The sequence below is a fragment of the Allocatelliglobosispora scoriae genome (genome assembly GCF_014204945.1).
Classification (GTDB): Bacteria; Actinomycetota; Actinomycetes; order Mycobacteriales; family Micromonosporaceae; genus Allocatelliglobosispora; species Allocatelliglobosispora scoriae.
In genome coordinates, this window is record NZ_JACHMN010000001.1 from 960,231 (window position 1) to 984,627 (window position 24,397).

13 protein-coding genes are annotated in these 24,397 nt (G+C 68.8%); 6 read left to right on the forward strand and 7 right to left on the reverse strand.

Annotation, left to right across the window (positions count from 1 at the left end; translation table 11 throughout):
* Positions 1-26 precede the first annotated feature (26 nt).
* A complete protein-coding gene (locus F4553_RS04395; protein ID WP_221469689.1) occupies positions 27-869 on the forward strand; it encodes a COG4705 family protein in 843 nt (280 codons plus the stop codon).
* Between the two features lie 204 nt (positions 870-1,073).
* Entirely contained in the window at positions 1,074-1,823 is a 750-nt protein-coding gene (locus tag F4553_RS04400) for a phosphatase PAP2 family protein (RefSeq protein ID WP_184832353.1), read from the forward strand.
* 290 nt (positions 1,824-2,113) lie between these two features.
* Here the strand turns inward: F4553_RS04400 and argG are convergent, their stop codons facing one another.
* Positions 2,114-3,568, reverse strand: a complete 1,455-nt coding sequence (gene argG / locus F4553_RS04405; protein WP_184832361.1) for an argininosuccinate synthase — start codon at positions 3,566-3,568, stop codon at positions 2,114-2,116.
* 327 nt (positions 3,569-3,895) lie between these two features.
* On the opposite strand from argG, the gene F4553_RS04410 reads away from it, so the two are divergent.
* The 3 genes from F4553_RS04410 to F4553_RS04420 all read left to right on the forward strand — a co-directional run bounded on the left by F4553_RS04410 (position 3,896) and on the right by F4553_RS04420 (position 6,153).
* On the forward strand, positions 3,896-4,339 hold the full coding sequence (locus tag F4553_RS04410; RefSeq protein WP_184832363.1) for a CBS domain-containing protein: 444 nt from the start codon (positions 3,896-3,898) through the stop codon (positions 4,337-4,339).
* Positions 4,336-5,622: an ArsB/NhaD family transporter gene (locus F4553_RS04415; RefSeq protein WP_184832365.1), complete on the forward strand. Its 1,287-nt coding sequence runs from the start codon at positions 4,336-4,338 to the stop codon at positions 5,620-5,622. The genes F4553_RS04410 and F4553_RS04415 overlap by 4 nt, the downstream gene beginning before the upstream one ends.
* 258 nt (positions 5,623-5,880) lie before the next feature.
* On the forward strand, positions 5,881-6,153 hold the full coding sequence (locus F4553_RS04420) for a hypothetical protein (RefSeq protein WP_184832367.1): 273 nt from the start codon (positions 5,881-5,883) through the stop codon (positions 6,151-6,153).
* Positions 6,154-6,176: 23 nt separating this feature from the next.
* Here F4553_RS04420 and F4553_RS04425 read toward each other — a convergent pair whose 3' ends face one another.
* The 3 genes from F4553_RS04425 to F4553_RS04435 form a co-directional block, all read right to left on the reverse strand.
* Positions 6,177-7,109, reverse strand: coding sequence for an alpha/beta hydrolase (locus F4553_RS04425; RefSeq protein ID WP_184832369.1), 933 nt, complete (start codon positions 7,107-7,109; stop codon positions 6,177-6,179).
* Positions 7,110-7,333: 224 nt separating this feature from the next.
* Entirely contained in the window at positions 7,334-9,319 is a 1,986-nt protein-coding gene (locus F4553_RS04430; RefSeq protein ID WP_184832371.1) for an APC family permease, read from the reverse strand.
* 196 nt (positions 9,320-9,515) lie between these two features.
* Entirely contained in the window at positions 9,516-10,436 is a 921-nt protein-coding gene (locus tag F4553_RS04435; protein WP_184832373.1) for a DUF389 domain-containing protein, read from the reverse strand.
* 365 nt (positions 10,437-10,801) lie between these two features.
* On the opposite strand from F4553_RS04435, the gene F4553_RS04440 reads away from it, so the two are divergent.
* A complete protein-coding gene (locus F4553_RS04440; protein WP_184832375.1) occupies positions 10,802-11,851 on the forward strand; it encodes a hypothetical protein in 1,050 nt (349 codons plus the stop codon).
* Between the two features lie 97 nt (positions 11,852-11,948).
* Here F4553_RS04440 and F4553_RS04445 read toward each other — a convergent pair whose 3' ends face one another.
* From F4553_RS04445 to F4553_RS42235, 3 genes are all read right to left on the reverse strand, one after another.
* Positions 11,949-12,467 carry a hypothetical protein gene (locus F4553_RS04445; protein WP_184832377.1) on the reverse strand — a complete coding sequence of 173 codons (519 nt, stop codon included), beginning with the start codon at positions 12,465-12,467 and terminating at the stop codon, positions 11,949-11,951.
* Positions 12,464-19,348 carry a polymorphic toxin-type HINT domain-containing protein gene (locus F4553_RS04450; RefSeq protein ID WP_184832379.1) on the reverse strand — a complete coding sequence of 2,295 codons (6,885 nt, stop codon included), beginning with the start codon at positions 19,346-19,348 and terminating at the stop codon, positions 12,464-12,466. The genes F4553_RS04445 and F4553_RS04450 overlap by 4 nt, the downstream gene beginning before the upstream one ends.
* A gap of 179 nt (positions 19,349-19,527) precedes the next feature.
* Positions 19,528-24,003, reverse strand: coding sequence for an NIDO-like domain-containing protein (locus F4553_RS42235; protein ID WP_184832381.1), 4,476 nt, complete (start codon positions 24,001-24,003; stop codon positions 19,528-19,530).
* Between the last annotated feature and the right edge of the window lie 394 nt (positions 24,004-24,397).

The window sequence follows — 24,397 nt, forward strand, 5'->3', positions numbered from 1 at the left end:
AGGCACGAGTGCGAACAATCGCCGCCGTGACCATCAATCCGCCGCGGGGCGACACCACCGCCGAGCGCTCCACACTGTGGAACAAGGTTCCCGAGATCACCGTCTACTTCTGGATCGTGAAGATCCTCTCCACGACGGTGGGCGAGACGGCAGCCGACTTCCTCAACACCAACCTCCACCTCGGCCTGACCGGCACCAGCCTCGTCATGGCCGCGCTGCTCGCCGCAGCCCTCATCGCCCAGATCCGGGCGCGGACCTACGTGCCGGCGCTCTACTGGCTGGTGGTGGTGCTGGTCAGCATCGTCGGCACGCTCCTGACCGACAACCTCGTCGACAACTTCGGCGTCCCGCTGGAGGCCGCCACCGGCGTCTTCGCCGTCGCGCTCGCGGCGATCTTCGCCGCCTGGTACGCCAGCGAACGGACTCTGTCGATCACGGCGATCACCACGACCCGCCGTGAGGGGTTCTACTGGCTGGCGATCCTGCTCACCTTTGCCCTCGGCACCGCCGCCGGCGACCTCGCCGCCGAAGGGCTGGGCCTCGGCTACGCCACGTCCGCACTCGTCTTCGCCGCGCTGATCGCGATCGTCGCGATCTCCCGCTATGCCCTGAAGCTGGACGTCGTGGTGGCGTTCTGGATCGCCTATATCCTGACCCGGCCGCTCGGGGCCTCGATCGGCGACTACCTGTCCCAGTCCACCGATGACGGCGGGCTGGGGCTGGGAAACGTCGCCACGAGCGCCGTCTTCCTCCTGGCGATCATCGCCACAGTCACCTACCTGGCTATCAGCGGGCGTGATGCCTTCGGTCCGGCCACGACGGCCACCGACGCCGCCCACCGGCGGGCGAAGGACAACGTCGCCAGGTAGGGCAGCGGCGCTCCGACCCGCATAGCGCACCGCCATGCGGGTCGGAGCGCCGCTCCGCACGTCACAGCAGCGCGATCAACCCCTCATCGCTCACAGCACCACAATTCCCAGCGCCGCGTAGGTGCGCTGGGTCCACGAGGCGACACCTACACGCTGTAGGAGTAATGTCGGCCGAAAGATCGCCCATCAAGGAAGGCGAGGCATATGCCGAACTGGTCGCCTCAGCCTGCCCCGGGCACGCGTCCGCCGTGGATCCCCATCGCGTCGGGGACCGCGTTCCTGGCGCTCGCCATCACGGTCGCCCTCCACGTCGACGTGCCGCACCGCCTCGACACTGCGGTCAGCCTCGCGGCCTACCGTTTCGCCGGCGCCCATCCCGCCTGGCTGACGACGATGGCGGTCGCGACCCGAGCCGGCGAGGCCGCGATCGTCATCCCTGTCGCCGCCCTCGCCGTCGCCCTACTGGCGCGGCGGCGGCACTGGCACTCGGTCATCGTCATCAGCGCCAGCCTGATCACGATCCCGGCCGTCAGATTCGGGATCAGCGTCGCCTTCCACCGGGCGCGCCCGCAGGATCTGCTGTCGACGGCCCACGGGTGGGCCTTCCCCTCCGGCCACACCACCACCGCCGCCGTGGCCGCACTGGTAACCGCGTATGTCGCATGGCCCTACGCCTGCCGGGCCTGGCACCGCGGCGCGATCGCCGCCGCCGCCGCGGCGTGGGCGATCACCGTGGCGGTCAGCCGGGTCGCCCTGGTCGTGCGCTGGCCGTCCGACGTGGTCGGCGGGTTGCTGCTCGCGACGGCGCTCGTCTCCCTGATCGTCTGGCTCACGACTGCCTTCGGACCGCCACGCGATCGGCCCGTCCGCCGAATCGACCCGACACCGCAGCATCAGCCGTCCGACCCCGCACCACCGAGTCCGCGCCGTTCATCGACTCCGGAGACGACCTGATCGCCCACCATGGCACGGCCGTCGACGATCATTCGCCGAACGGGCTCGCCGTGGTGACGGCGATGGCCATGGCACATTCGGTCACGGCATAGAAGGCACCCACGCAGACCGCGTACGGACGCCACAATTTCATCGTCACCGCAGCGTCGGGGTCCTGATGCGAAGAGATTCCAAGGGAGCGTTAGGCTCCGTGACCACATGGGCCAGAGGCCGGACCCTACTGATGAGCCGGAACCACAGAGGTGGTCCACCTCTGTGGTTCCGGCTCATCGGTTACGGAGTTGTTCGCGTCAGTCGGTGCCGGACTCCATCGCGGAGATGCCGAGCATTCCCTCGTCGTCGGCGGCGACCGTGCGATCCGTGATCGCCTCCGCCCCACCCTCGGGCAGCGCGCCGATCAGCGCCGCCGCCGGTCGCTCGTTCGGCACCGCGGTGAGTTCGGCGTGCTGGCGGCTGCCGACGATGCCGATGCGGGCATAGAGCTCCAGCTTCGCCCGCGAGTCGGCGATGTCGAGGTTGCGCATGGTGAGCTGGCCGATCCGGTCGACCGGGCCGAACGCGGCGTCCTCGGTGCGCTCCATCGACAGCTTGTCGGGGTGGTAGCTCAGGGCCGGGCCGGTGGTGTCGAGGATCGAGTAGTCCTCGCCGCGGCGCAGCCGCAGCGTGACCGTGCCGGTGACGGCCGAGCTGACCCAGCGCTGCAGCGACTCGCGCAGCATCAGCGCCTGCGGGTCCAACCAGCGGCCCTCGTAGAGCAGGCGGCCGAGCCGGCGGCCCTCGTTGTGGTACGCGGCCAGCGTGTCCTCATTGTGGATCGCGTTGACCAGCCGCTCATAGGCGGTGTGCAGCAACGCCATACCGGGCGCCTCGTAGATGCCCCGGCTCTTGGCCTCGATGATCCGGTTCTCGATCTGGTCCGACATCCCCAGGCCGTGGCGCCCGCCGACGGCGTTCGCCTCCAGCACCAGGTCCACGTCGGTGCCGAACTCCTTGCCGTTGATCGTCACCGGCCGGCCGCGCTCGAAGCCGATCGTGACCTCCTCGGGCTGGATCTCGACGGCCGGGTCCCAGTACCGCACGCCCATGATCGGGGCCACGATCTCCACACCCGTGTCGAGGTGCTCCAGCGACTTGGCCTCGTGGGTGGCCCCCCAGATGTTCGCGTCCGTGGAGTAGGCCTTCTCGGTGCTGTCACGGTAGGGCAGGCCGTGCGCGACCAGCCACTCCGACATCTCCTTACGGCCCCCGAGCTCCTGCACGAACTGGGCGTCCAGCCACGGCTTGTAGATCCGCAGCGACGGGTTCGCGAGCAGGCCGTAGCGGTAGAACCGCTCGATGTCGTTGCCTTTGAAGGTGGAGCCGTCGCCCCAGATCTGCACGCCGTCCTCGAGCATCGCGCGGACGAGCAGTGTGCCGGTGACCGCACGCCCCAGCGGCGTGGTGTTGAAGTAGGCCCGGCCGCCACTGCGGATGTGGAACGCGCCGCAGGCGAGCGCGGCCAGCCCCTCCTCGACCAGGGCGGCGCGGCAGTCGACGAGGCGGGCGATCTCCGCACCGTATGCGGTGGCGCGTCCCGGGACCGACTCGATGTCGGGTTCATCGTATTGGCCGATGTCTGCGGTGTAGGTGCAGGGCACTGCGCCCTTCTCCCGCATCCAGGCGACTGCCACGGAGGTATCGAGGCCACCAGAGAAGGCGATGCCGACGTGCTCGCCGACGGGGAGTGAAGTAAGAACCTTGGACACGGCAGTAGCATACAAGCGCCGGTATCTTTATGCAATTCGCCGCGTTGACCTCCACGCCAACGGGTGACAGGCCGGATGGCGGACGACCCCCGCGGCCCGCTTACTTGATTCCGCAATTCGTACAGCTGTACGATCCACTGATGTCGGCGGAGAGCGGACAAGACATGGTCGAGCACCGGGCTTTCACCACTGCGCACCGACTGAGCACCGAACTCAGTACGCGGTGGGCGCGCGTCAACCCCGGCCGGCCGGTAGGGTGATCGGTGGTGCGCCGGGAAGTCTGGTCGGCAACGATTTTGCCGACCGATCAGAACGGACCCGCACCCGATGCGCACTCGCGACCTCATGGTGGAATACCCCACCGTCGCCCTCACCGACCTGGCCGTCGACGCCGCCCGGCTCCTCGCCCGATCGAACCTCCCCGGCCTAATCGTGGTCGACGGCCGGGGCGCGCCGTTCGCGGTGCTGCCGGGTACGCAGGTCCTGCGCCTGGCCGTACCCGTCTACTGCCAGGACGACCCGAACCTCGCGGCGGTGATCGACGAAGCCGCCGCCGACGTGTTCCTCACCGAACTCGGCGACCGGACCGTCCGCGACTGCCTCCCGCCGCAACCGCATGAGCTGCCCATCGTGGGCCCCGACGACACCGTCCTGGAGGTGGCGGCGCTGATGGCCCGAACCCGGACTCCGCTCGTCGCGGTCGTCGACCACGGCACGCTGGTCGGCGCGATCACCCTGGACCGGCTCCTCGACCGGGTCCTCGCCGTATGACCACCCTCGCCTGGGCGACAGTCGCGATCTTCACTGCCGCCTACATCCTCATCGCCACCGAATGGGTCCACCGGGTCGCCGCCGCCCTCGGCGGGGCGGTATTGATGCTGCTCGTCGGCGCCACCGACGCCGAACATGCGTTCTTCTCCCCCGACGCCGGCATCGACTGGAACGTCATCGTCCTACTCATCGGGATGATGCTCATCGTGTCCGTGCTGCGCCGCACCGGACTGTTCGAGTACCTAGCGATCTGGGCCGTCAAACGCGCCCGAGGCCGCCCGTACCCGGTGATGGTGATCCTGGTCGTGATCACCGGGGTCGCGTCCGCCGGCCTGGACAACGTCACCACGGTCTTGCTCGTCGCCCCGGTGACTCTTCTCGTCTGCGACCGTCTCGGGCTGCCCGCGGCGCCGTTCCTGATCGCGGAGGTGATGGCGTCCAACATCGGCGGCACCGCCACCCTCATCGGCGACCCGCCCAACATCATCATCGCGTCGAAGTCCGGGCTGACGTTCAACGACTTCCTCAACGTCCTCGCACCCATCGTGATCATCCTGCTGATCGTGTTCCTCGCCCTGTGCCGGTGGCTGTTCCACAACGCGTTCCGCTACGACCCGGCCAAAACCGCCCGGATCATGGCGATGCGCGAGCGTGACGCCATCAAAGACCCGCGGCTGCTGACGATCAGCCTCGCCGTCCTCGCCCTGGTCCTGACCGCGTTCGTCCTGCACTCGGTCCTGCACCTGGAACCCGCCGTCGTGGCCATCGTCGGCGGGCTGGTCCTGCTCGCCGCGTCCAAACTGAACCCCGACGAGGTCGCCAAGGATGTCGAGTGGCACACCCTGGTCTTCTTCGCCGGGCTGTTCATCATGGTCGGCGCCCTGGTCAACACCGGGGTCATCGACCAACTCTCGAAAGCCGCGACCGAAGCCACCGCGGGCAAGCTGTGGGGTACCACGGTCCTGCTCCTGGGAGCATCGGCCGTCCTGTCGGCGGTCGTGGACAACATCCCCTACGTCGCGACGATGAGCCCGATCGTCGCCGACCTCGTCCGCGCCGACGGTACCCCGCAGGGCAACGTCCTGTGGTGGGCCCTGGCCCTCGGCGCGGACCTCGGCGGCAACGCGACCGCAGTTGGCGCGTCGGCCAACGTCGTCGTCCTCGGCATCGCCGAACGCGCCGGCCAGAAGATCACCTTCTGGGACTTCACCAAGTACGGGCTCATCGTCGCAGCTATCACCGTCGCGATCTGCATCCCCTACCTGTACCTGCGGTTCTTCTGATACCCGAGCGCCCGTGCCCGGCCACGTTCACATCGTGCCTGCCGGGCGGACATGTACACACCGGAGCACCGGGACGGTGGTGTCATGGTGGCGGCCTGTGGGTAGGTCATGCGGATGGGTTTACAGATGCGAGATGCACGAGGCGACCGGGCTCACGGCGGCCAGGTGGTTGACCGGCCGCCCGCGACGGTATTGCGGCAGGTGCGTGCGTGCTGTGAGGTCCCGCGACGCCATCGCGATGGGCGAGATTGTGTCAGCGTGACCGGCATCCTGCACGCGGTCGTCGTCGACGACGGGCGGTTTCTCGCCCGCCTGTACCCCGACGACGGAGGACCACCGATCCTGCTCGCCTTCACGACGGGCACCGCTGCGGCGGTACGCGGTCACCTGTGCGACATCGTGACCGCCTGCGGCGTGGTCCGACAGCACCCCGATGGCAGCGAGCGGCTGGAACTGCACCACGTCGGCGTCTGCGGTGACCAGCTGGCGCGCCCGGCTTCCGTACCCCCCGGCCGGGCGGCCCCGAGATGAAGGGGCACACGGGGCGTGCCTGCTCAGGCAAGCTGCTGTTGGAGGAAGAGCAGGACCTGGTCGGTCAGCGCAGGGGTGGAGAACTCGGGCCCGCCGTGTCCGGCGCCGGTGAGATAGGTCAGCTGCGCCGTCGCACCGGCGGCCTGCAGCGCGTCGCGGATGAGAGAACTCTGCTGCGGCGGCACGACGGGGTCCGCAGTGCCGTGAACGATGAAGAAGGGCGGGTCCGCGGGCGAGACGTACGTGATGGGGCTGGCCGCGTCGGCCGCCTGCGGGTTGTCGAGCACCGGTCCGCCCAGCAGCCGCGACTCGGCGGAGTCGGGTGACTGGTGCGAGGTGTAGCCCGGGGTCTGCACGAGAGCCAGCAGGTCGGTGGGTCCGTAGTAGTCGACGACGGCCTGGACGGTGCTGGCGGCGGGATTGGTCGTGAACAATCGATCGCCCGAGGTGGTACCGGCGAGGGCGGCGAGGTGCCCGCCGGCGGAGCTGCCCCAGATGGCGAACCGCTGCGGATCAAGGCGGTACTGGGCGGCCCGGCCACGCAGGAACACGATCGCCGACTTGACGTCCTCGATCTGGGCCGGGTGGATCGCCTGGCCGGAGAGCCGGTAGTCGATGCAGGCGACGTGGTAGCCGCGGCTGGTCACATTCAGGCGGGTGGGCAGGCAGTTGCTCTTGTCACCGCTCTGCCACCCGCCGCCGTGCACCCAGATGATCAGCGGATGGACTCCCGGCGCGGACGCGAAGAACAGATCGAGCTTGATCTGCGTTCCGGCCACCGTCTTGTACACGATGTTCGTGATGCCCGTCGGCGCTGCGGTGCCGGAGGCCTGCACCGCAGCGGGTGGCCCGGCAGGGGCGCCGGCGGTTGCGGCCTGCGCCACTGCAAGCATTCCGACCAGTGCCAGCATCAGCGTGCCCGGCACGGTCAATCGCGTACCCCACGGATTCTTCATACGGTTCCTCCGTCGCTCGATGAGCCATCACATCGAAATGACGCCGACTATTCAATCGAAATATGTAAGATTTATGTAAGTATCGCACCCGGTCCCGCCCGGCTGCACGTGTCAAGCCGCTGCAGGGCGACCGCCGACGCGACGCCGATGGAGGCGGCGGCGGTCGGGGGACAACGATCCGCCATGCTCGCTGCCCGCAATCACCAAGACCCGGGCGCGGGTTGTCAGCCGCCGACGTGGATGCCGGGTCGGCGGGTGCGTTCCGGTTCGTGCTTGCGCAGGATCTCCCGGACCACCGGCGGCGTATCGCCGCGACCGAGCAGGAGGTAACGCATCAGGTGCAGCAGCGGGCTGCCTTCGGACCACTCGAAGTAGCAGTGCGGTCGTTTGCCGGTGGCGTCGCGCAGGGCGAGCAGGATCGCCGCGATGGCGTTCGGGGCGGCGGGGCTGGATGCGCGCAGGATGCGGTACCCGTCGACCTGGACGCCGCGGACGTGGAGCACGTCGCTGAACTGCGAGGGGTCGACGACGTCGATCTCCAGGAACAGCACGTCGGCCTTGCCGGGTACGGGGTTCATGCCGCGCTGCTCGCGTTCCTTGGCGCGGTATTCGTCGCGGTCGCCGTCCTGGCGGCGGTTGGCGATAAGGTTCAGGGCCCCGTCGTAGGCGAGGGATTCGGTGACGAACCGCCGGGCCCGGTCGTCGAACTCGATGCGGTCGGCGCGCAGCTCGGTCGTCCGCGACACCCGGGAGACCAGGGACACGACGATGATCCCGGCGATGAACATGGCGGAGATGGCGATGCCGTCGGGCTTCTCCCGGATGTTCTCCACCAGGGCGTAGAGCAGGATGAGCGTGAGGAGCGCGAAGCCGACGGTGGCCAGGCGCTGCCGGTAGCGGATGGCGGAGATCGTGACGGCGACGCTGGCTGAGACCATCATCGCCAGGATACCGGTGGCGTACGCGCCGGCCTGGGCGTTGACGTCGGCGCCGAACATGATCGTGATGGCGATGCAGATGACGGTGTAGACGAGCACGACCGGCCGCACGGCGCGGCCCCACTCCGGTGCCATGCCGTAGGCGGGCAGGTACCGGGGCACGATGTTGATCAGGCCTGCCATCGCCGACGCTCCGGCGAACCACAGGATGAGGATCGTGCTGATGTCGTAGACGGTGCCGAAGCCCTCACCGAGCTGTTCGTGGGCGAGGTAGGCCAGCGCGCGCCCGTTGGCGTCGCCGCCGGGAGCGAATTGCTCGGCCGGGATGAGGATGGTGGTGACGAGGCTCGTCGCGATCAGGTAGACCGACATGACCAGTGCCGCGACGGTGAGCAGCTTGCGGGTGTTGCGGATCCGGGACCGCATCCGCTCCTTGGCGTCGGTGCCACCCGCGGCCACCAGCGGCATCATGCTCACCCCCGTCTCGAACCCCGACAGTCCGAGTACGAGCAGCGGGAACGCCAGAACAGCCGGGCCGACGACACCCGTCCACCCGCCCCGGCCCGTGGTCAGCGCGTCGACCCACCCCGACCATGCCCCGCCGGTGGTGAACACGTCGGCCAGGCCGGTGACGACCACTACGGCGTTGAGGATCAGGAAGGCTGCGACCAGCGGAATCGCGACCCCGACGGCTTCGGAGAACCCGAGCAGGAACACACCGCCCAGGACGATCAGCAGGATCACGGTGATCAGTACGGCGTGGCCGTGCAGGAACGCCGGTGCGAGGGGGTTTTCCAGCAGGTGGACCGAGGCGTCCGCGGCGGACAGAGTGATAGTGATGATCCACGACGTGGCGACGAAGCCGAGCAGGACGAGGACGAACAGCTTCCCGCGCCAGAACGGCAGCAGGTCCTCCAGCATCGCGACCGATCCCTGTCCGTGCGGGCTCTCCCGGGCCACGCGCCGGTACATCGGCAGCATCCCGAGCAGCGTCAGCGCGACGATGAGCAGGGTCGCCAGCGGCGACAGCGCGCCGGCGGCCAGAGCGGCGATGCCCGGCAGGTAGGCCAGGGTGGAGAAGTAGTCCACTCCGGTCAGGCACATCACCTTCCACCATGCCTGCGGTGTGCCGTGGCCTTCGTCGGACTCCGGCCCCACGGGCGCGACACGGTCCGCTACCAGCCACCGGGCCACGCGGGTACCCGGCACGGAGGGCTGGGCCGGGCTGTCCACGACTGCGGGAATCGCGAACTCGTTCGCTGTGCCACTCATTGCCTCTGATCCCATCGACAGGTCGGACCTCGTGCCCGGGCTGACCGCTTCGCTCGAGCTGTTACCCACAACCGCACCGGGCTCCAACGCGACCCCGCTGCAACCGCATGCCACCACGCACTATAAGCACAGAGATCATATCGCCAACGGCCGGTGACGCTTGCCCGCCCACGGCGCGATGCCGAAGCGACGCCGCTCAGGGACGGGCTCTCCACCACATTCGCTGGATGAGCAGGGTGAGTACTCCGGCGACGACGATCGCAGTGATGTTGACCAGGAGCTGGACCGCGGATCCCCATGCCTCGTGGGCGACGCCGTAGGCCAGGGCCACCGCGGCGTTGGCCGCGGCGGGCACGGTGGTGACGGAGATCAGTACGCCGATCAGGGCCCCCGACTTCGCCGATGTCAGCGACAGCATCCCGGCGACACCGGCGAGGAACGCGATCACCCACGACAGGGCGTCGGGACGCCAGATGAAGTCCGTCAGGGGCCGGGGGGCGGTCAGCATCGCCTCGTCGATAAGCCCCAGCCCGGTCAGGATCCACGTCGTCAGGACCGTCACCGCCATGGCCACGGCGAACCCCGCGACCAGGGTCGTCAACGAGCGCGTCACCACCGTCCGACGCCGTTGGACCAGGCCCAGGCACAACGCCGCGAGGGGTCCGAACTCCGGGCCGACGACCATCGCCCCGACGATGAGGATCGGCTGGTCCAACAGGACACCGATCCCGGCGATGACGGTCGCCACACAGAGGAAGACCAGGTAAGTGGCGGACAGGCGGGTCTCCTCGCCGGTCTTCTGGGCGATCTCCTCCCACACCACGGCGTCGGTGCCGAGCCCGGGTGCTGCTCTGGCCGCCCGCTTCGCCGACGCCGACAGCACCAGGTCCATGTCCTCAGCCGTGATCGCACCCTGCTTGTCGACGCCCAGGGACCGCAGCTCGTCGAGGACCGTGTTGGCTCCCTCGCGGGCCACATCGCACAGGACGAGATCGCCCGGTGGCTGCCGGGCCGCACCGGGCAGCACGACGACGTGGGTGACGGCCGGTTCAGCCTCCAGCACCTTGACGGTGCGCTCCGTGAGGTCTGTCGGCGTGATGATCCGTAGATGCAGCATCGGGCCCTCTCTCGGCTCGGTCTGGGTGAAGGCTACAGAAGCGGGCCTGCCCTCCTGGTCGGACGCGCACACAGCCGGACCCGGCCGCGGACAGGCCGGCCGCCAGTTTTAGTAAAGATTGTTGACCGATACGTGATGTCGCGGCGGCCGTCCGGTCGAGGGAGCGAATCGGACATCGATGTAGCCTTGATCGTCGTATCGATACCGTGAAAGTCGTCGCTCCTGGTACGCGGCGGTATCCGGGAACCCGAAGGGTTGCAATCGTGCTTGCGAATACATCTGCCGAGGTCCGCGTGTCGGCAGTCGTGATGACCCACCCGAGGCGCCGCCAGAGGGCCGAGGCATTGCGGGCCCAGCATCCCGAATTGGACCTGGCCATCGTCGAAGACCCCGATCCCGACGGTCCGCCCAGTGCTCTGCGCGCCGCACGGCTGGCCTGGGCCGCGGTCGCCGACGACGCGACGCACCACCTCGTCGTACAGGACGACATGGAACTGGTGGCGGGAATCGCGCAGAGCGTGCGGCAGGCCGCCGCCGCGATGCCCGACCAGATCCTCTGCCTGTTCAGCGAGTGGGGGTCGCGGACCGCTCACGCCGTGCGGCTGGGTGCCATCGAGGGCGTCTCCTGGGTTCCGGTGATCGACCCCTATATCCCCACGACCGCGGTGCTGCTCCCCGCACAGGTCGCCCGGGAGCTGGCCGTGGCACCGGCGGGCGAAACGGTCCCCGACGACGTGGTGCTTCTCGCCTATCTGCGCGAGCGCGGTCTCGTGGCCTATGTCTCGGTGCCCAACCTCGCCGAGCACAGGGGCTCAGCCAGCATCGTCGGCAACGACACGCTGTGGGGGCCACGGCACACCGCGCTCTACGCCGGCCGGCTGGAAACCGTACCGGTGCTGGATTCGACCATCTCCCAGCAGACGCTGGTGCCGCATGTGCTCGTGTGGGACGGACTGTCGGTCGCGCTGACGCGCGAGGCGCCCGCCGAGCAGACCCGCGGGCAGTGGTCGGCCATCCCGACCTACAGGTTCCTGGCCGAGCGCGGAGTCACGGTGCCGGACCTGCTCGGCTGGTTCGACACCGCCACCACCGACCTCTTCCAGGACGGCGAAGTCCGCACCCTCGTCGCCGACCCGATCCTGTTCCAGAGCTGGGTCAACCACCTCGCCTACGGAGTGGCCGCCACGAATGTGCTGCCCGACCTCGACACCCTCACCAAGCGGCTCAGCGACCCGGTGGTGATGGAGGCGATGCGCACCCTGATACCGGGAATGTTCCAGCGCTTCCTCCCGCTGGCCTCCGTGATGCGGCTCCGCGACATCATGGACGACTTCATCCGCGGCGCGATGCAGTTCGGCTTCACCGTCCCGGAGCTCCTGGCCGAGCGCGCCGCCCGGACGGCCGGACAATCCTGAGGAGAGATCCGAAGCTTGAAAGAGCCGATTTCCTGACGAGCCCTGCCGTGCCGGTGCGCGTGGAAGTGACACCCACTTCCACGCGCACCGGGCGACTTTACCGTGGCGCGTTCATTCCAGACTTCGATAGCGGATTCAGGGAAAGCGACCAGACCTCACCGAAGCCGGGCCAGCCGACCACGTCCTGTGGATCGTCGACGACATCGATCACGCATTCCGTCGCCGGAATGACATAACGAAGATAGTCACTCGCCGAGTCGTCGGCGACACGCTCAGGACCGAACCCCCTCTTTGTCAATGCGGTGAAGTACGGCCCCGCCGTCAGCCGAGCCGGCAACGGTCCATACCTCGCCTCGATGGCCGGCGGCACGAGAGACCGATCCCCCGCGAGCCGATGAACCTCCACGATGATGAAGCCGCAGCTCCAACCGTTTCGATCAAGAAAAGTGATCTCCAGCAGCCCGTAGTCCCGCCGAATGAAGCCGTCTCCATGATCGTCCAGGTAGTCTCCGCCGAGGCTGTCCTCGACCTCCTGCATCGTCGAGCCGCGGCCGATGCCCAGAATCAGGCCGGTGGCCGCCACGTCGGCGAAGAACGAATAGTCGGACACGGTCATGACAGGAAATCCACGAGGTGCTGCATGTCCATGGCCCTGTTCACCGTATTACCCCAATTGTGCTCGGCCATTTCTACCATGGCCGCGCTCGTCTTTTTGAGAAGGTCATGCTTGAGGCTGGAACACGACTGAACGCAGCCGACGACCTTATCGATCTGCTTCTGCGAAGGTACGCGACCGTTCTTCAGTCGAATAGGCGAACCAACCAGCTTGTTCTTGACCACACCGACCGCCACCTCGACGTCGTCGATGTGCAGGTGGGCGCCCTTGGTCGCCCAGTCCGAAGCCATGGGCGAGACCTTGATGCCGTTGCAGTTGTGGACCAGGACCGGCGTATCGCCCGCCAGCACGTAGAACGTGTGGATCTCGGCGACGGTGAGGTCGTACATGTACTGGTCACCGGTGTAGTTGCGGACGAGCACGACCTGCGCTGCTTCGCCGCTCCGAACGTGGAGCTCGGCACCGGGCTGGAGATCGCCGGCGTTGACCCAGACCTTGCGGACCTCGTCCCAGAAGGGATGGTTCTGCGAGGTCTCGATCGTGGTGGTCGCACCGCTCGCGGTCTTCACGACCAGATCGGTGAGGGCGGTGTCCCGGTTGAGGTGGACGGCGAGGACTTCCCGCGACTCCGTCGTGCCGCTGACCGGATCGGTGGCGGCCACGGTGTCGCCGGCCTTGACGTCCTTGATCGGCCGTTGGCTGCCGTCGGCCATCTGGACCTTGGTCTCCGGGGTGAAGCTCTTACCGCATCCCTTGAAGAGGTTGCCGAAGCCGCGGGCGATGTTGCGCGCTTCGGCTCCCGCGGCCTTCTTGCCCGCCTCGGCCGCACCCTTCACGCCGGCACCGGCCATCAGTCCCGAAGCACCGGCCTTGAGAGCCTGGCCGGCGATCGAGCCGACGCCGCCCATGACACCGCCGACGATCGCGCCGACCGCGCCGGTCTTGAGCATGCCGCCCCAGGAGAAGTTGCCCTTACCCTCGACTTTCGTCTCGATGGCGTAGGTGACCATGTTGGTGACGGCGCCGGCGAGCGCGCCGCAGGCGACCGCGCCGACACCGGTGATGCCGATCGCCGCGGCGCAGCCGATGCCGACGGCGAGCCCGGCGACGGTGCCGATGATGGCGGCCTTGTGCTCGTCGACCCAGTTGACCGTCGACGTCGCGGCCTTCTTGAGCCCGCACTTGATGGGGTTCTTCTTGCACCAGGCCCGCTGCTGCTGTTCCTTCGCCCGCTTCTGCCGGTCGAGTTCCTGCTGGCGCAGGCGGTCCATCTCGGCGGGGTCCACGTACTTGTTCATGGTTTCCGCGCCGCTCTTGCCGTAGTACTGCTCGTCGGTGCGAAGACCGGTCGGGTCGCTGTGGGTGACCGGGCTGTTCTCCGCGTAGGCGTAGCCCTGCAGCTGCTGCGGGTCGTTGTGGTCGACCACCGGGTCGGGCGAGATGAACCGGCCGATGGGGGCGTCGTAGGAGCGGGCCCCGACCTGCACGAGACCGGTCGGATCGTTGGTACCGCCGACGAAGCCCTTCTCGTTCACCCACGGACCGGGAGTGCCACGCGCCTCCCCGAAGGGCATCTGCCGCCGAACGGTCACGGTCTGGGCCACGGCGGTGACGGAGGCGTCCGCGGTGCCCTGGCTGTCGCTGGCCAGCCAGGTGATGCCGTTCGCGGCGGTACGCTGCCCGAGCGTGGTCCCGCCGAACGAGTAGAACCTGGTGCAGGACTTGGCGTTGGTCGCGGTGGTGTACCGCAGTTCGCTGTCGGGCAGATAGAGGGTCTTGCCGGTGCCGTCCTTGCGGATGAGCCGGTTGCCGTCGGGGTCGTAGACGAAGCTGACACTGCCGGCGGTGTCGGTGATGCTGGAGACACGCCCCTCGTAGTCCCACTGCAGGGTCTGGTTGCCGCCGGCACCGGGGCGGGTGAGCGTGTTCCCGGAGTTGTCGTAGGTATAGGAGGCCGTCCTCGTGCCGGCGCCGTCGGTCGTGCTCGTGCCAGTGAGGGTGTGCGGACGGGCGCCGCCGGCCTGATAGGTGTAGTCGGTGACGGCGTCCCCGGCCGCGGTCGCGTACCGGGTCTGCTTCTTGCGCCGGCCGACGGTGTCGTACTCGTACTGCACCCGGTACTGGGCCGGTCCACCGAGGGTCTTCGATCCGGTGCAGAGTCCGGAGGACGGCGTCCACGCCTCGGTCAGCCGCTCATAGCGGTCGTGTTCGAAGCACTGCACGTCGCTGGAGCCGCCGGCGGGGGTGTCGGCGATCTTCGTGATGGTGCCGTAGTCGTTGAAGGTGTAGTGCAGGTCCGTGACGGTGTTCGGTGCGACCTTGTCGCGCTCGGTCTTGAGGTTGACGATGCGCCCGGTCTCCAGCTCGTAGCCGCGCGACAGGTAGGTCCGGGGTCCGTCGCCGTCGTTGTCGTCGGTGGAGACGGTGCCGTTGAACAGCGAGTACTGGGTCGGCAGGGCGAGCGCGTTGAACGACGTCCGCTCCACGAGCCACTTCTGCGGATCGTTGCCGTAGAAGCTGCTGAGTGTTCCCGCCATGCCGAGCGCGTTGTATCCGAACATCAGCGTTTCGCTGGAGAGGTCGCCCACGGTCGGCGAGGTGGTGCTGTTCGGCGTGCCGTCGACGTTGTAGCCCGTGTAGTAGGTGTAGTCGCCGGCGAGCCCGGTCTCGGCGGTGGGGATGCTGACCGTGCTGACGGTGGGCTGGTACTGGTCGTTGTACTGCGTGGTGCTCGACTTGTACTGCCGCCCGTTGTCGTATCGGGTCCACGACGCGGCATAGCCCTTGGCGAGCGTGAGGTCGGGCAGCGGCGCGGTGTCGTAGCTCCACGCGGCCAGCTGGTTCGCCGCCGTGATCGACGTGTGGTAGAGGCCGGTCCTGCGGTTGAGGTTGTCGTAGGTGTAGTGCAGGACCTTGCCCCGGCCGTCGGTGGAGGACGTGGTCCGGCCGGCGTTGTCGAAGGTCGACGTCGTGGTGCCGGCGTCCGGGTCGGTGGTGGACCAGTTACGCCCGCGCAGGTCGTAGAGGTAGGTCCATTCGTATCCGGCCGGGTCTTTGACCTTCTCGAGCAGGCCGCGAGAGTTGTAGCTGTAGGTGGTCTTGTCGTAGGTGCTGGGAGCGGCGTCGAGCGGGCCCGGGATCCGGGTCGCGAATTGGCGCAGCTCGGTGGTCCGGCCGTTCTCGTCGACGATCGTGAGTCTGCCGGTACCGCCTTCCGGCGGCGTCACAGCGGTGTAGTCACCGCCGTACTTCGTGGTGGTGCGCCACCGCTCGGTGTTGTACGGCTGGAAAATCTCCGCGACGGAGCGGCCCGCGCCGTCGTACACCGTGCGGGTCTGGGTGGGGACGGTGATGCCCTCGTCGACCGGGGCGACGATCGTCGTGCCCGGCGCGCCCGAGGCGTCGTGGTACGGCGCGAAACTGCGCACCGTCCGCCCGGCCGTGTCGTAGAAGACGTCGGTGAGCAGCCGCCCGCCCGACGGTGACGCCGTCTGCGTCTGCCGTTGGCGCACGAGCCCGTCGAACAGGTTGTACGAGGTGGTGTAGCCCCCGGTGGGGTTGAGCTGCTTGGTGGTGACCACGTTGGCGCCGTCGGTCCGGATCAGGTACTCGTAGACGACGTTGGCCGAGTCGGTGCCCTTGACCCGGCCCGGCAGCCAGGCGCTGGTGAGCCGGCCGAGCCCGTCGTAGGCGAGATCGGTGCGGCGGCCGTTCTGGTCCACGGTGGAGGTCATGAGCCCCAGCGCGGGTTCGACGGTCGTGGTCGTGGTCCAACCGCGGGGGTTGGTGTCGACGGTCTGGGTGACCGGACCGGTGGTGGCGGGCGTGTACGCCGTCGCCGACCGGTAGTTCATCGGGTCCCACGACTCGACGACCCGGCCTAGTGCGTCGTAGGCGGACCTGCTGAGCTCGTAGTACGTCGGGTTGGTGGCGCTCCACACGCTGAGCGCCTCGGTCTTGGTGACGTCGCCCTTGGTGGGCATGGTGCCGAACGTCGTCGCGCCGTCGTAGTAGGTGCGGCCGTCGCCGATCACGTCCGCCTCGGTGGTGGTGCCCGCGACGACCTTGGCGCAGTCGACCGAGAAGCTCTGCGTGCGGTGCTGCGACGACATGAGCCAGAGCGTGGTGTTGCGCGGCTCGTACGTGGTGGTCATGCACTGCTCGTCCCCGGCCACGGCGTCGTCGCCGAAGTCGTCGGCGCGGATGATCATGCCGTAGGCGTCGAAGGTGTTCTTCGTCGAGGAGACGCGGGCGCTACGGCCGTCGCGGGCCGTCCGCGTGTGCACCGCCTGGGTGTTGACGAACTTCGACGTCGTGGTGACGCCGTTGATGACGCGGGTCGCGGTCGCGGCGGACTGCCAGGGATCGTTGATCGAGCCGGAGACCTCCGCGCCGCCGACACCGTTGAACGTGCGGGTCTCCCGGATCATCCCGGAGTAGGCCTCCTCGTCCGGAACACTGCCGCCCAGCGAGTCCGTGACGTTGGCGGTGCGGGTGCCGGTCGGCATCTTGTCCCCGTGCATGCCGCGGAAGTAGAGCGTCTCGCTGTAGGTGCGCTCGTCCGGGTTGCCGGGCGCGGTCGGCGCCTCACCGGAGGACGTGCCGACCTTCGCGTAGCCGCGCCAGTTCGACCAGGTCTTCTGGTCGGCGCTGATCAGCCCGTCGTCGTCGGCGTAGTGCCACGCCGGGTCGCCGATGTACGTGTACTGGTGCAGCACCCGCTTCGAGCCGCCGGTCAGGTCGTTCTCGACCACCTTGTCCACGACGTACTTGTGGAACCAGTCGGTGATCTCGCCGGTGATCGGATCCGGGGTCCAGCGCACCGGATAGCAGCGCAGCACGTTGGTGTGCGCCGCCGACGGCATCCGTGACCCCGCGACGCAGTCCGGGCCGAGGTAGGAGATCTGGATCAGGGCACCGGTCTCGGTGTTGATCGCGGTGAGCCGGCTCCAGTTCATCGACGGCGACGCGTCGATCCCGTCGACTCGGTTGTGCATCGGCGTACCGACGAACGTGACGTCCGGGATCGTCGTCGTCATGCCGACCAGCCCGGCGTGGGACACCCGGTCCAGCCACAGGCCGGCCCGGGTGCCGTCCTGCGGGTCGGGGTAGGAGTGGGTGAGCGTCCACCGCTCGACGTCACGGAAGTTCGACGCCGGAGCGTCCCACACCCGCGTGGTGATCGACGCCAGCCGTCGGGTCGTCCAGAACGACGGCGACGTCTGCGCGCAGGTCGCGCCGCTGGCGCAGTTGAGGTCCCACGGCGTGTCCGGCCAGTGCGCCTTGTCCTTGGTGGCGCAGCCCGACAGGCACCGGTCGGCGTAGCTGAAGCTCACCCGAGCCGACGCGTGCCCGGTGAACACGGTGTCCGCACCGGTGGCCAGGTCCGGCTCGACCCGGGTGCCGTAGTCGACGTGGTCGAGGTAGCCCTCGCGGACATACGACGCCTGCGGGCCGTTGTTCTTGCTGTAGTAGTTCGTGTCCATGCCGTACCAGTACGACATCGTGTTGCCGTGCGGGTCCACGACGTAGTCCAGGTTCCACCGGTACGCCTGCGTGCACGACGACGCGGCGAACGTCGCGGCGCGGCAGGGCTCGCCGACGTGGTTGCCGAACACCGGCGATGTCCACACCGACTGCGTCGTCGTCCCGGCCGGCGCGCCCGGCAGCTGGTTGCGGCCGAACCAGTACTGGGTGCCGTTGACGGTGGTGACCACCCACCACTCGCCGTCGTTGTCGCCGTTGGACGCCCCGGTCTTGCGCTCGATGCGGGAACCGTCGTCGTTGCGCGGGTGCCACTTGTTCGGGTCGCTGTTGTCCCGGATCAGCTCCGAGCCGCCGCCGTTGAGGCTCATCGTGGCGTTGTCGGTCGCCCAGCACTGGTCGCCGGTCTTGACCGAGTTGTTGCCGCCGTTGGCCTGGTCCTCGCCGCAGCTCTTGTAGCGGCGCTCGATGTAGCCGCTCGTCGACAGCTCGAAGCCCTCACCGACGATCGACGGCTGGTTGTTCGACGTGACCATCCGGCCGTCGACGGACTGCGCCGAGTACGTGACCTGCAGGGTCGGCGACGGGCCGCCCAGCGCCGGCGGCGTACGCATCGGGTACGACCAGGAGAAGTCGCCGGACGAACCGCCGGCGGACCAGGTGCCCGACGCCGACAGGCTGGTGGCGCCGTAGCTGCCGGCGGCGCCGGAGGCCCCGGCGGTCAGCGCGACGATCCGTGCCCCGCCGGCCGCCGCGGCCTGCGGCGACACACCGGCGGGCGTACCGACGACGACGTCGGCCGAGACCCGGTTGGCCACGGTGTCGTTGCGGCTGGGCAGCGCCGTTGCACGGCACTGCGGCAGCCCCGGCGTGGTCAACGCGCACGACGGCAGCTCCACCAGGCGCAGCCGGGTCGACCAGTCCGCGCCGTACGCGGTGGCGAACGCGGCGTAGTCGACCGTCACGTTGACCGAGCCCGTGCCCGCCTTGTTGTCGGCACGGTCGACCTTCAGCAGCAGGCCCCGCACGTTCGCCTTCGCCGACGCCTGCTGGTCGAGCACCTCGACGCGTACCCTCGCCGGCACCGCCGCGCTCACGGCGGCGGTCGAACGGGCCTGCTTCGCCGAGGCCGGTCGTGCGACAGTGACCGGACCCGTCGGCGCTGCGGCCTTGGCATCCGCCACCGCCCCGGGCTGGGCGGCGATGACGTCGAGCTCCGCTGTGGACGGCGCCGGCCAGACCGCGGCCGGACTCGCCGACGCCGGCCTGCTCGTGTCCGCCACCGGCTTTCCGGCGGCGATCGGCCTCGTCTTCACGCTCGGCACCTTGGCCGACTGCGTCGGCGCGAACGGCTTGGGCGGCGCCGCGAAGACCGGCGCCTGAGCGCTGATCGACATCGCCATCGCCAACGGCAAGGCGAGAAGCGTCCCCCACCGTCCGCGGCGAAGAGCAGCGGACCAGGCGCGCCGATGCCTCCAGGTCGCAGGGGAGTACGAGGACAGTTGGGGAACTTGCACCGAGAACCTCCGGGAAATGACGGTGACGTGCTGACGTTGACTCCGGACCTGGAAGCCGGTCATGGGGCCGGTGGCGTGTAGGTGATCGCGCGGTTGTCCACAAGGGACGGCTGGAACGAGGAGTACGTCTGCCCGACGGCGCCGGTGTGGTCCTCGATGCCGGCGACCGTGGTCGCGCCCCGCTCGGCGGTGTTGTCCAGACCGGTGTAGTTGAACGTGACGGTGCCGTTCTCACCGATCAACACCTCGAACGTCACCCGGCGCGACGTGTTGCCGTAGATGTAGACGTTGCGCCACTCGATGACGAACTTCCGGTTGGGCGCGGATCCGAGCGTCGTGGTCCGCACGCTCGCCGAACCATCGACGACCAGGTCGTCCCAGAAGGCGTACAGCGCGGCGTTGGGACCGGCGGCGTTCGGTACCGCCGTGCGGTCGTCGGCGTGTGCGCCACCGGGGTTGGTGAAGCTGGCGAACCCGTTGGTCGACACCCAGACGCTGCTGTAGCTCTGGCCGTAGTACGTCACCGGGAACGGCAGCGTCACCTGGGTGACGCCTTCGTCGCCGGTCAACGGCAGCACCGTGGTGTCCGCGTTCACGAACGACTGGGTGCTGGTCGAGCACGTGTAGCCGAAGCCGTCGGGGACGGCGGTCAGCGGCAGGTTGACCGTGGTGTTGCCGGCCAGGTAGACCGGTTGCGACACCGCGGCGCAGCCGTAGGCGGCCGTGACCGTATAGCCGTCCTGCTCCAGGTTGCTGAAGGAGTAGGCGCCGTTCGCCGCCGTCGTCACGGTCGTGCCCTGCGGCAGCAGCGTCACGGTGGCTCCGGCGACGGGAGACCCGCCCTGGGTGACCGTGCCGGACACCGTCCAGGTGCTGATCGGCTGGGCGTAGTCCGGGTAGTCGATGGCGATCGACTTGCCTGACGTCAGCATCGGCTGGTTGAAGGAGTACTGCAGGCCGTACGACCCGCCGTTGCTCTCCACGCCCACCGTCGCGGTCTCGCCGCGCTCCTTGGCGTCGTCGAGGCTGGCGTAGTTGAACGTGATGTCACCGTTCTCCGACAGCACCGCTTCGAAGGTGATCCGGCGCGGGAAGTCGTTGTAGAAGGCCGCGTTGCGCCACTCGACGACGAACTTCCGTGCAGGTGCGACGCCGACCACCGTGGTGCGGACGCTCGCGCTTCCGTCGATGTAGAGGTCGGCCCAGAACGGAGCCACGATCGAGTTCGGCACGCTGGGGTTCGGGATGCTCCCGTTGGTCCCGAGCGAGTCGCTGCCGGGGTTGGCGAAGGTCAGCAGGCCGTTGGTCGACACCCAGGCAGAGGCGAGGCTCTGGCCGTAGAACGGCATCGCGAACGGCAGACTGATCTGGGTGACGTTGTCGTCGCCGGTCAGCGGCAGCACGGTGGTGTCGGCCGCGACGAACGGCTGCGCCGACTCCGTGCAGGTGTAGCCGAACACGTCGGACTGCGGGAACAGCTGCAGATCGGCGTAGGTCTTACCGGTGACCTCCACCTGGGTGCTGGCGAACACCCCGCAGCTACCGGGCACCACGGCCGACACGATGTACAGCCCGGCAGTCAGGCCGGTGAACTCGTACACCCCGTCGACACCGGTCACCCTCGTGGCGCCACCCGGCTGCAGGGTCACGGTGGCCCCGGCGACCGCGCTGCCGGACATCACGTCCACGACCGTGCCGGTCAGCGACGGCGGCGTGACGACCTGGATCAGCGTGCTGGTGATCGCGCTCAGCCGCCCCGCACTGGTCACCGCCTGTGCGAACAGCCGCACCTCCCCCGCCGCCACCGGCGTGACCGTCACGGTCACCTGCCCGCCGGCGGGAGTCAGGGTCGCCGTCGAGCCGAGCCCGGCCGCGCCCAGGCTGTACTTGACCGTCGTCACCGCCGGATCGCCACCCCCGTTGAACGTGACCTGGATCGGCTGGTTGACCTGGGTGGCGTTGCCGTTGGGGAAGGTGACGAGCGGCGACTCCGGGTTCAGCGAGTTGCTGAACTCCGGCTCGGTCGTACCCAGGACCCGGCCGTAGATCCGCACGTCGTCGACGCTGCCGTTGAAGAAGCTGTCGACGCCGCCGGCCCACATCCGCCGGCCGAGCACCACCGGTCCGGTCGCGTTGAACCCGCCGGTGACCGTGGCGACACCGGCCTGCGCGACACCGTCGACGTAGAGCCGCATCTGGTGGGTGGCGACGTCGTAGGTCGCGACCAGGTAGGTCCACTTGCCGGCGGTCGGGGCCGCGTCCGACGACACCTGGTAGAGGGCCGGGGCGTCCACGTCCGAGCCGGTCATCGCGAAACGCCACCGGTTGGTCGGGCCCTGGTAGGCCAATGCCCAGGGCGACGTCCGGGTGCCGTCCTGGCTGACCGCGACGTACTGGCCGGTGCCGTTGAGCGTGTCGACCTTCACCCAGGCGGAGACCGTGAAGTTCGCATCGGTCCGCACCGTGGTGGGCGCGCCCGTCGTGGGTGACTTGGTGGCGACCGGTCCGCTCGTCACGGCCGTGGCGTTCGTGCCGTTGAACGACAGCGCCTTGCCGGTACCGCCGCGGCTGGCGACCCATACGGGGTTGGCCACCGTCATCGTGTTGCCGTGGTTCGACGCGTCGGCTGCGGTCGAGCCGGTCCCCTCGTCGAGCTTCCACCGCGCGTCGGGTCCGGCGCCGGCCTTGACGCTGAACGCGTAGGAGGTCGGCGAGGCCGAGAAGTTGCCGCCGCCGTCGCGGCTCCAGACCCGCAGGGTGAACGCGTCATCGGTCGGCGGGGTGATGCCTACCGTGGCTTTCTGGTCGCCGGGGTTCGCCGCGACCTTGATCGCGTTCGCCGCCGACGTGCCGGTGTCCAGCGTGTACGCGTAGCCGGCGAAGTCGGAGGGGATCGATGCCGGCGGGAAGAAGGTGAAGGTGCCCGCGATCCCGGCACCGCCGTGGCGCTGCCCGTCGGATGGGTAGTCGGTGGAGGTCACCTGTGACGGCGGGTTCGGTGGCGCGGTGTCCACCTTGAACTCGCACGTCTGGGAGAACTGCCCGGTGTCGATGCCGTCGTAGGCCTGGACCTGGAATACGTAGCTCACGTCGTTGACGAGCCGGCCCGGCGGGATGCTTACGATCGCCTGCTGGCCCGGCGTCACCGAGTTCTGCGTCACCCGGTCGTTGTCGTTGCGGGTGCCGCCGACCGGCCACCACCAGAAGGTCACGTTGTTGAGTTGCGCCGTGCCGTCCGGGTCGGAGGTGCGGGCACGCAGCTCAGGCGTCGCCGTCTTCACGACCGGGCGGTCGGCGCCGGTGACGCAGCCGTTGCCCGAGACCGTCATCAGGTCCGGTGCGTTCGGGTACGAGTTGTAGGTGACCGTGAGCAGCGCCGTACCCGCGTCGAACTTCTTCCACGCGTTGTGGTTGGCCTCGTCACCGGCGCGCAGGCCGAGCGTGACATCGCCCCACCAGTTCGCCGCGGCCGTCTGCGCGGCGCCGGTCGCGCCCCACTCCGAACGGACCCGGGCCCGGTTGCACGTGTTGTTGTCGAGGATCGCGATCGGGCCGCCCCAGCTGCCGGCGTTGTTGTTCCAGGTGGTGCCGGCGTTGATCGGGTTGACGAGGTGCAGGTTGGTCCGGGTCTTGCTGCAGGTCCACGAGTGCAGCAGGTCGACGGAGACCTTCGCGTCCAGGACGTGCTTGCCGGCGAAGCTGGACGTCGGGAACCGGAATATCGACCGGTAGATCATCGAGGTGCCCTCGTCGGTGTAGCCGACCTTGGCGCACTGAACGCTCGAATAAGGGCTGGGGCAGCCGTTGCGGTCATAGCTCCAGTACGACTGGTTCGGGTACCGGCTGTTGATCATCGTCCACGCGCTCGCGCCGAACGCCGGGTCGATGTACACCGGGAACTTCGTCGCCGCCCCGCGAAGGACGGCCAGGTCCGGCCGGACCACGATCTCCTTGCCCTCCAACGACAGCGGCATCACCGATGCGCGAGCCTCTCCCGCCGACCGGGCCGACACCATCGACCCGCCGGACGAGTCCCACATCGCCGGCGTCCCCGAACCGAACAGCGCGACGCCCTTCGCGTCGACCACGCTCAACGACCCGCCGTCCCCCGTCTTGAACTGCGCGCCGGTGACCGCCGTGGTGAACCGCACCGCCGTCAACGCGGGATTGGCCGCCGCCGCCGCGTTCTTCACCACCAGCACCTCGGAAAAGCCCTCGGTCTCGGCGGTCAGCTGCAGGTCGACACCCGGCAGCACCTCCGCGTAGGTGGCGGTCCTGCCCGACACCGACGGAACGGGCAGCGCCGTCGGCCAGCGCAGCGCGAGCTCGGCACCACCCCGCCGCAGTGTCACCAGCGGACCGGCACCACCACCGGAGAACGAGGTACCGAGCCAGCTGGCAGCCGGCTCATACGACCCGGTCTTGCTGCGACGCAACGTCGAGTCCGGTGCCACCCAGCCGCCGCTCGCGTCGCGGACCCGCTGAACCACCGCCGCCTCAACCGACGTGAACGAACCCGTCGGGTTCGCGAACACCTGCCTGCGCTCCGATCGCGCCGATTCCACCTCGACCCGGCCCTTGCAGGACACCGCGGCGCGCAACGCCGCCGGACCGTCAACCGCAACCGCCGGGCACGCCTCCGTTCGCGCCGGGGCCGCCTGAGCCGAGGAGGCCTGCGCAGCAGGCTCCACGACGGGCGCCACCAGCAACGACAGCGCCGTGGCCAGCACCGCGAAACGCCGCGACCACGACCGCGCCCGCAGGCGCGAAACACCAGGCCCACCATCCATAGCCGCGTCGGCAGCAGCCGAGCCGGCGCCGTCACGATGAAGTTTCATTCCGATCCGCGAACGCGCTTGGTGCCGCATGATCCACCTATCTGGGTACGCGGCACAGGCCGCCGGGGATGTCCACGTCCGACGCGTACGG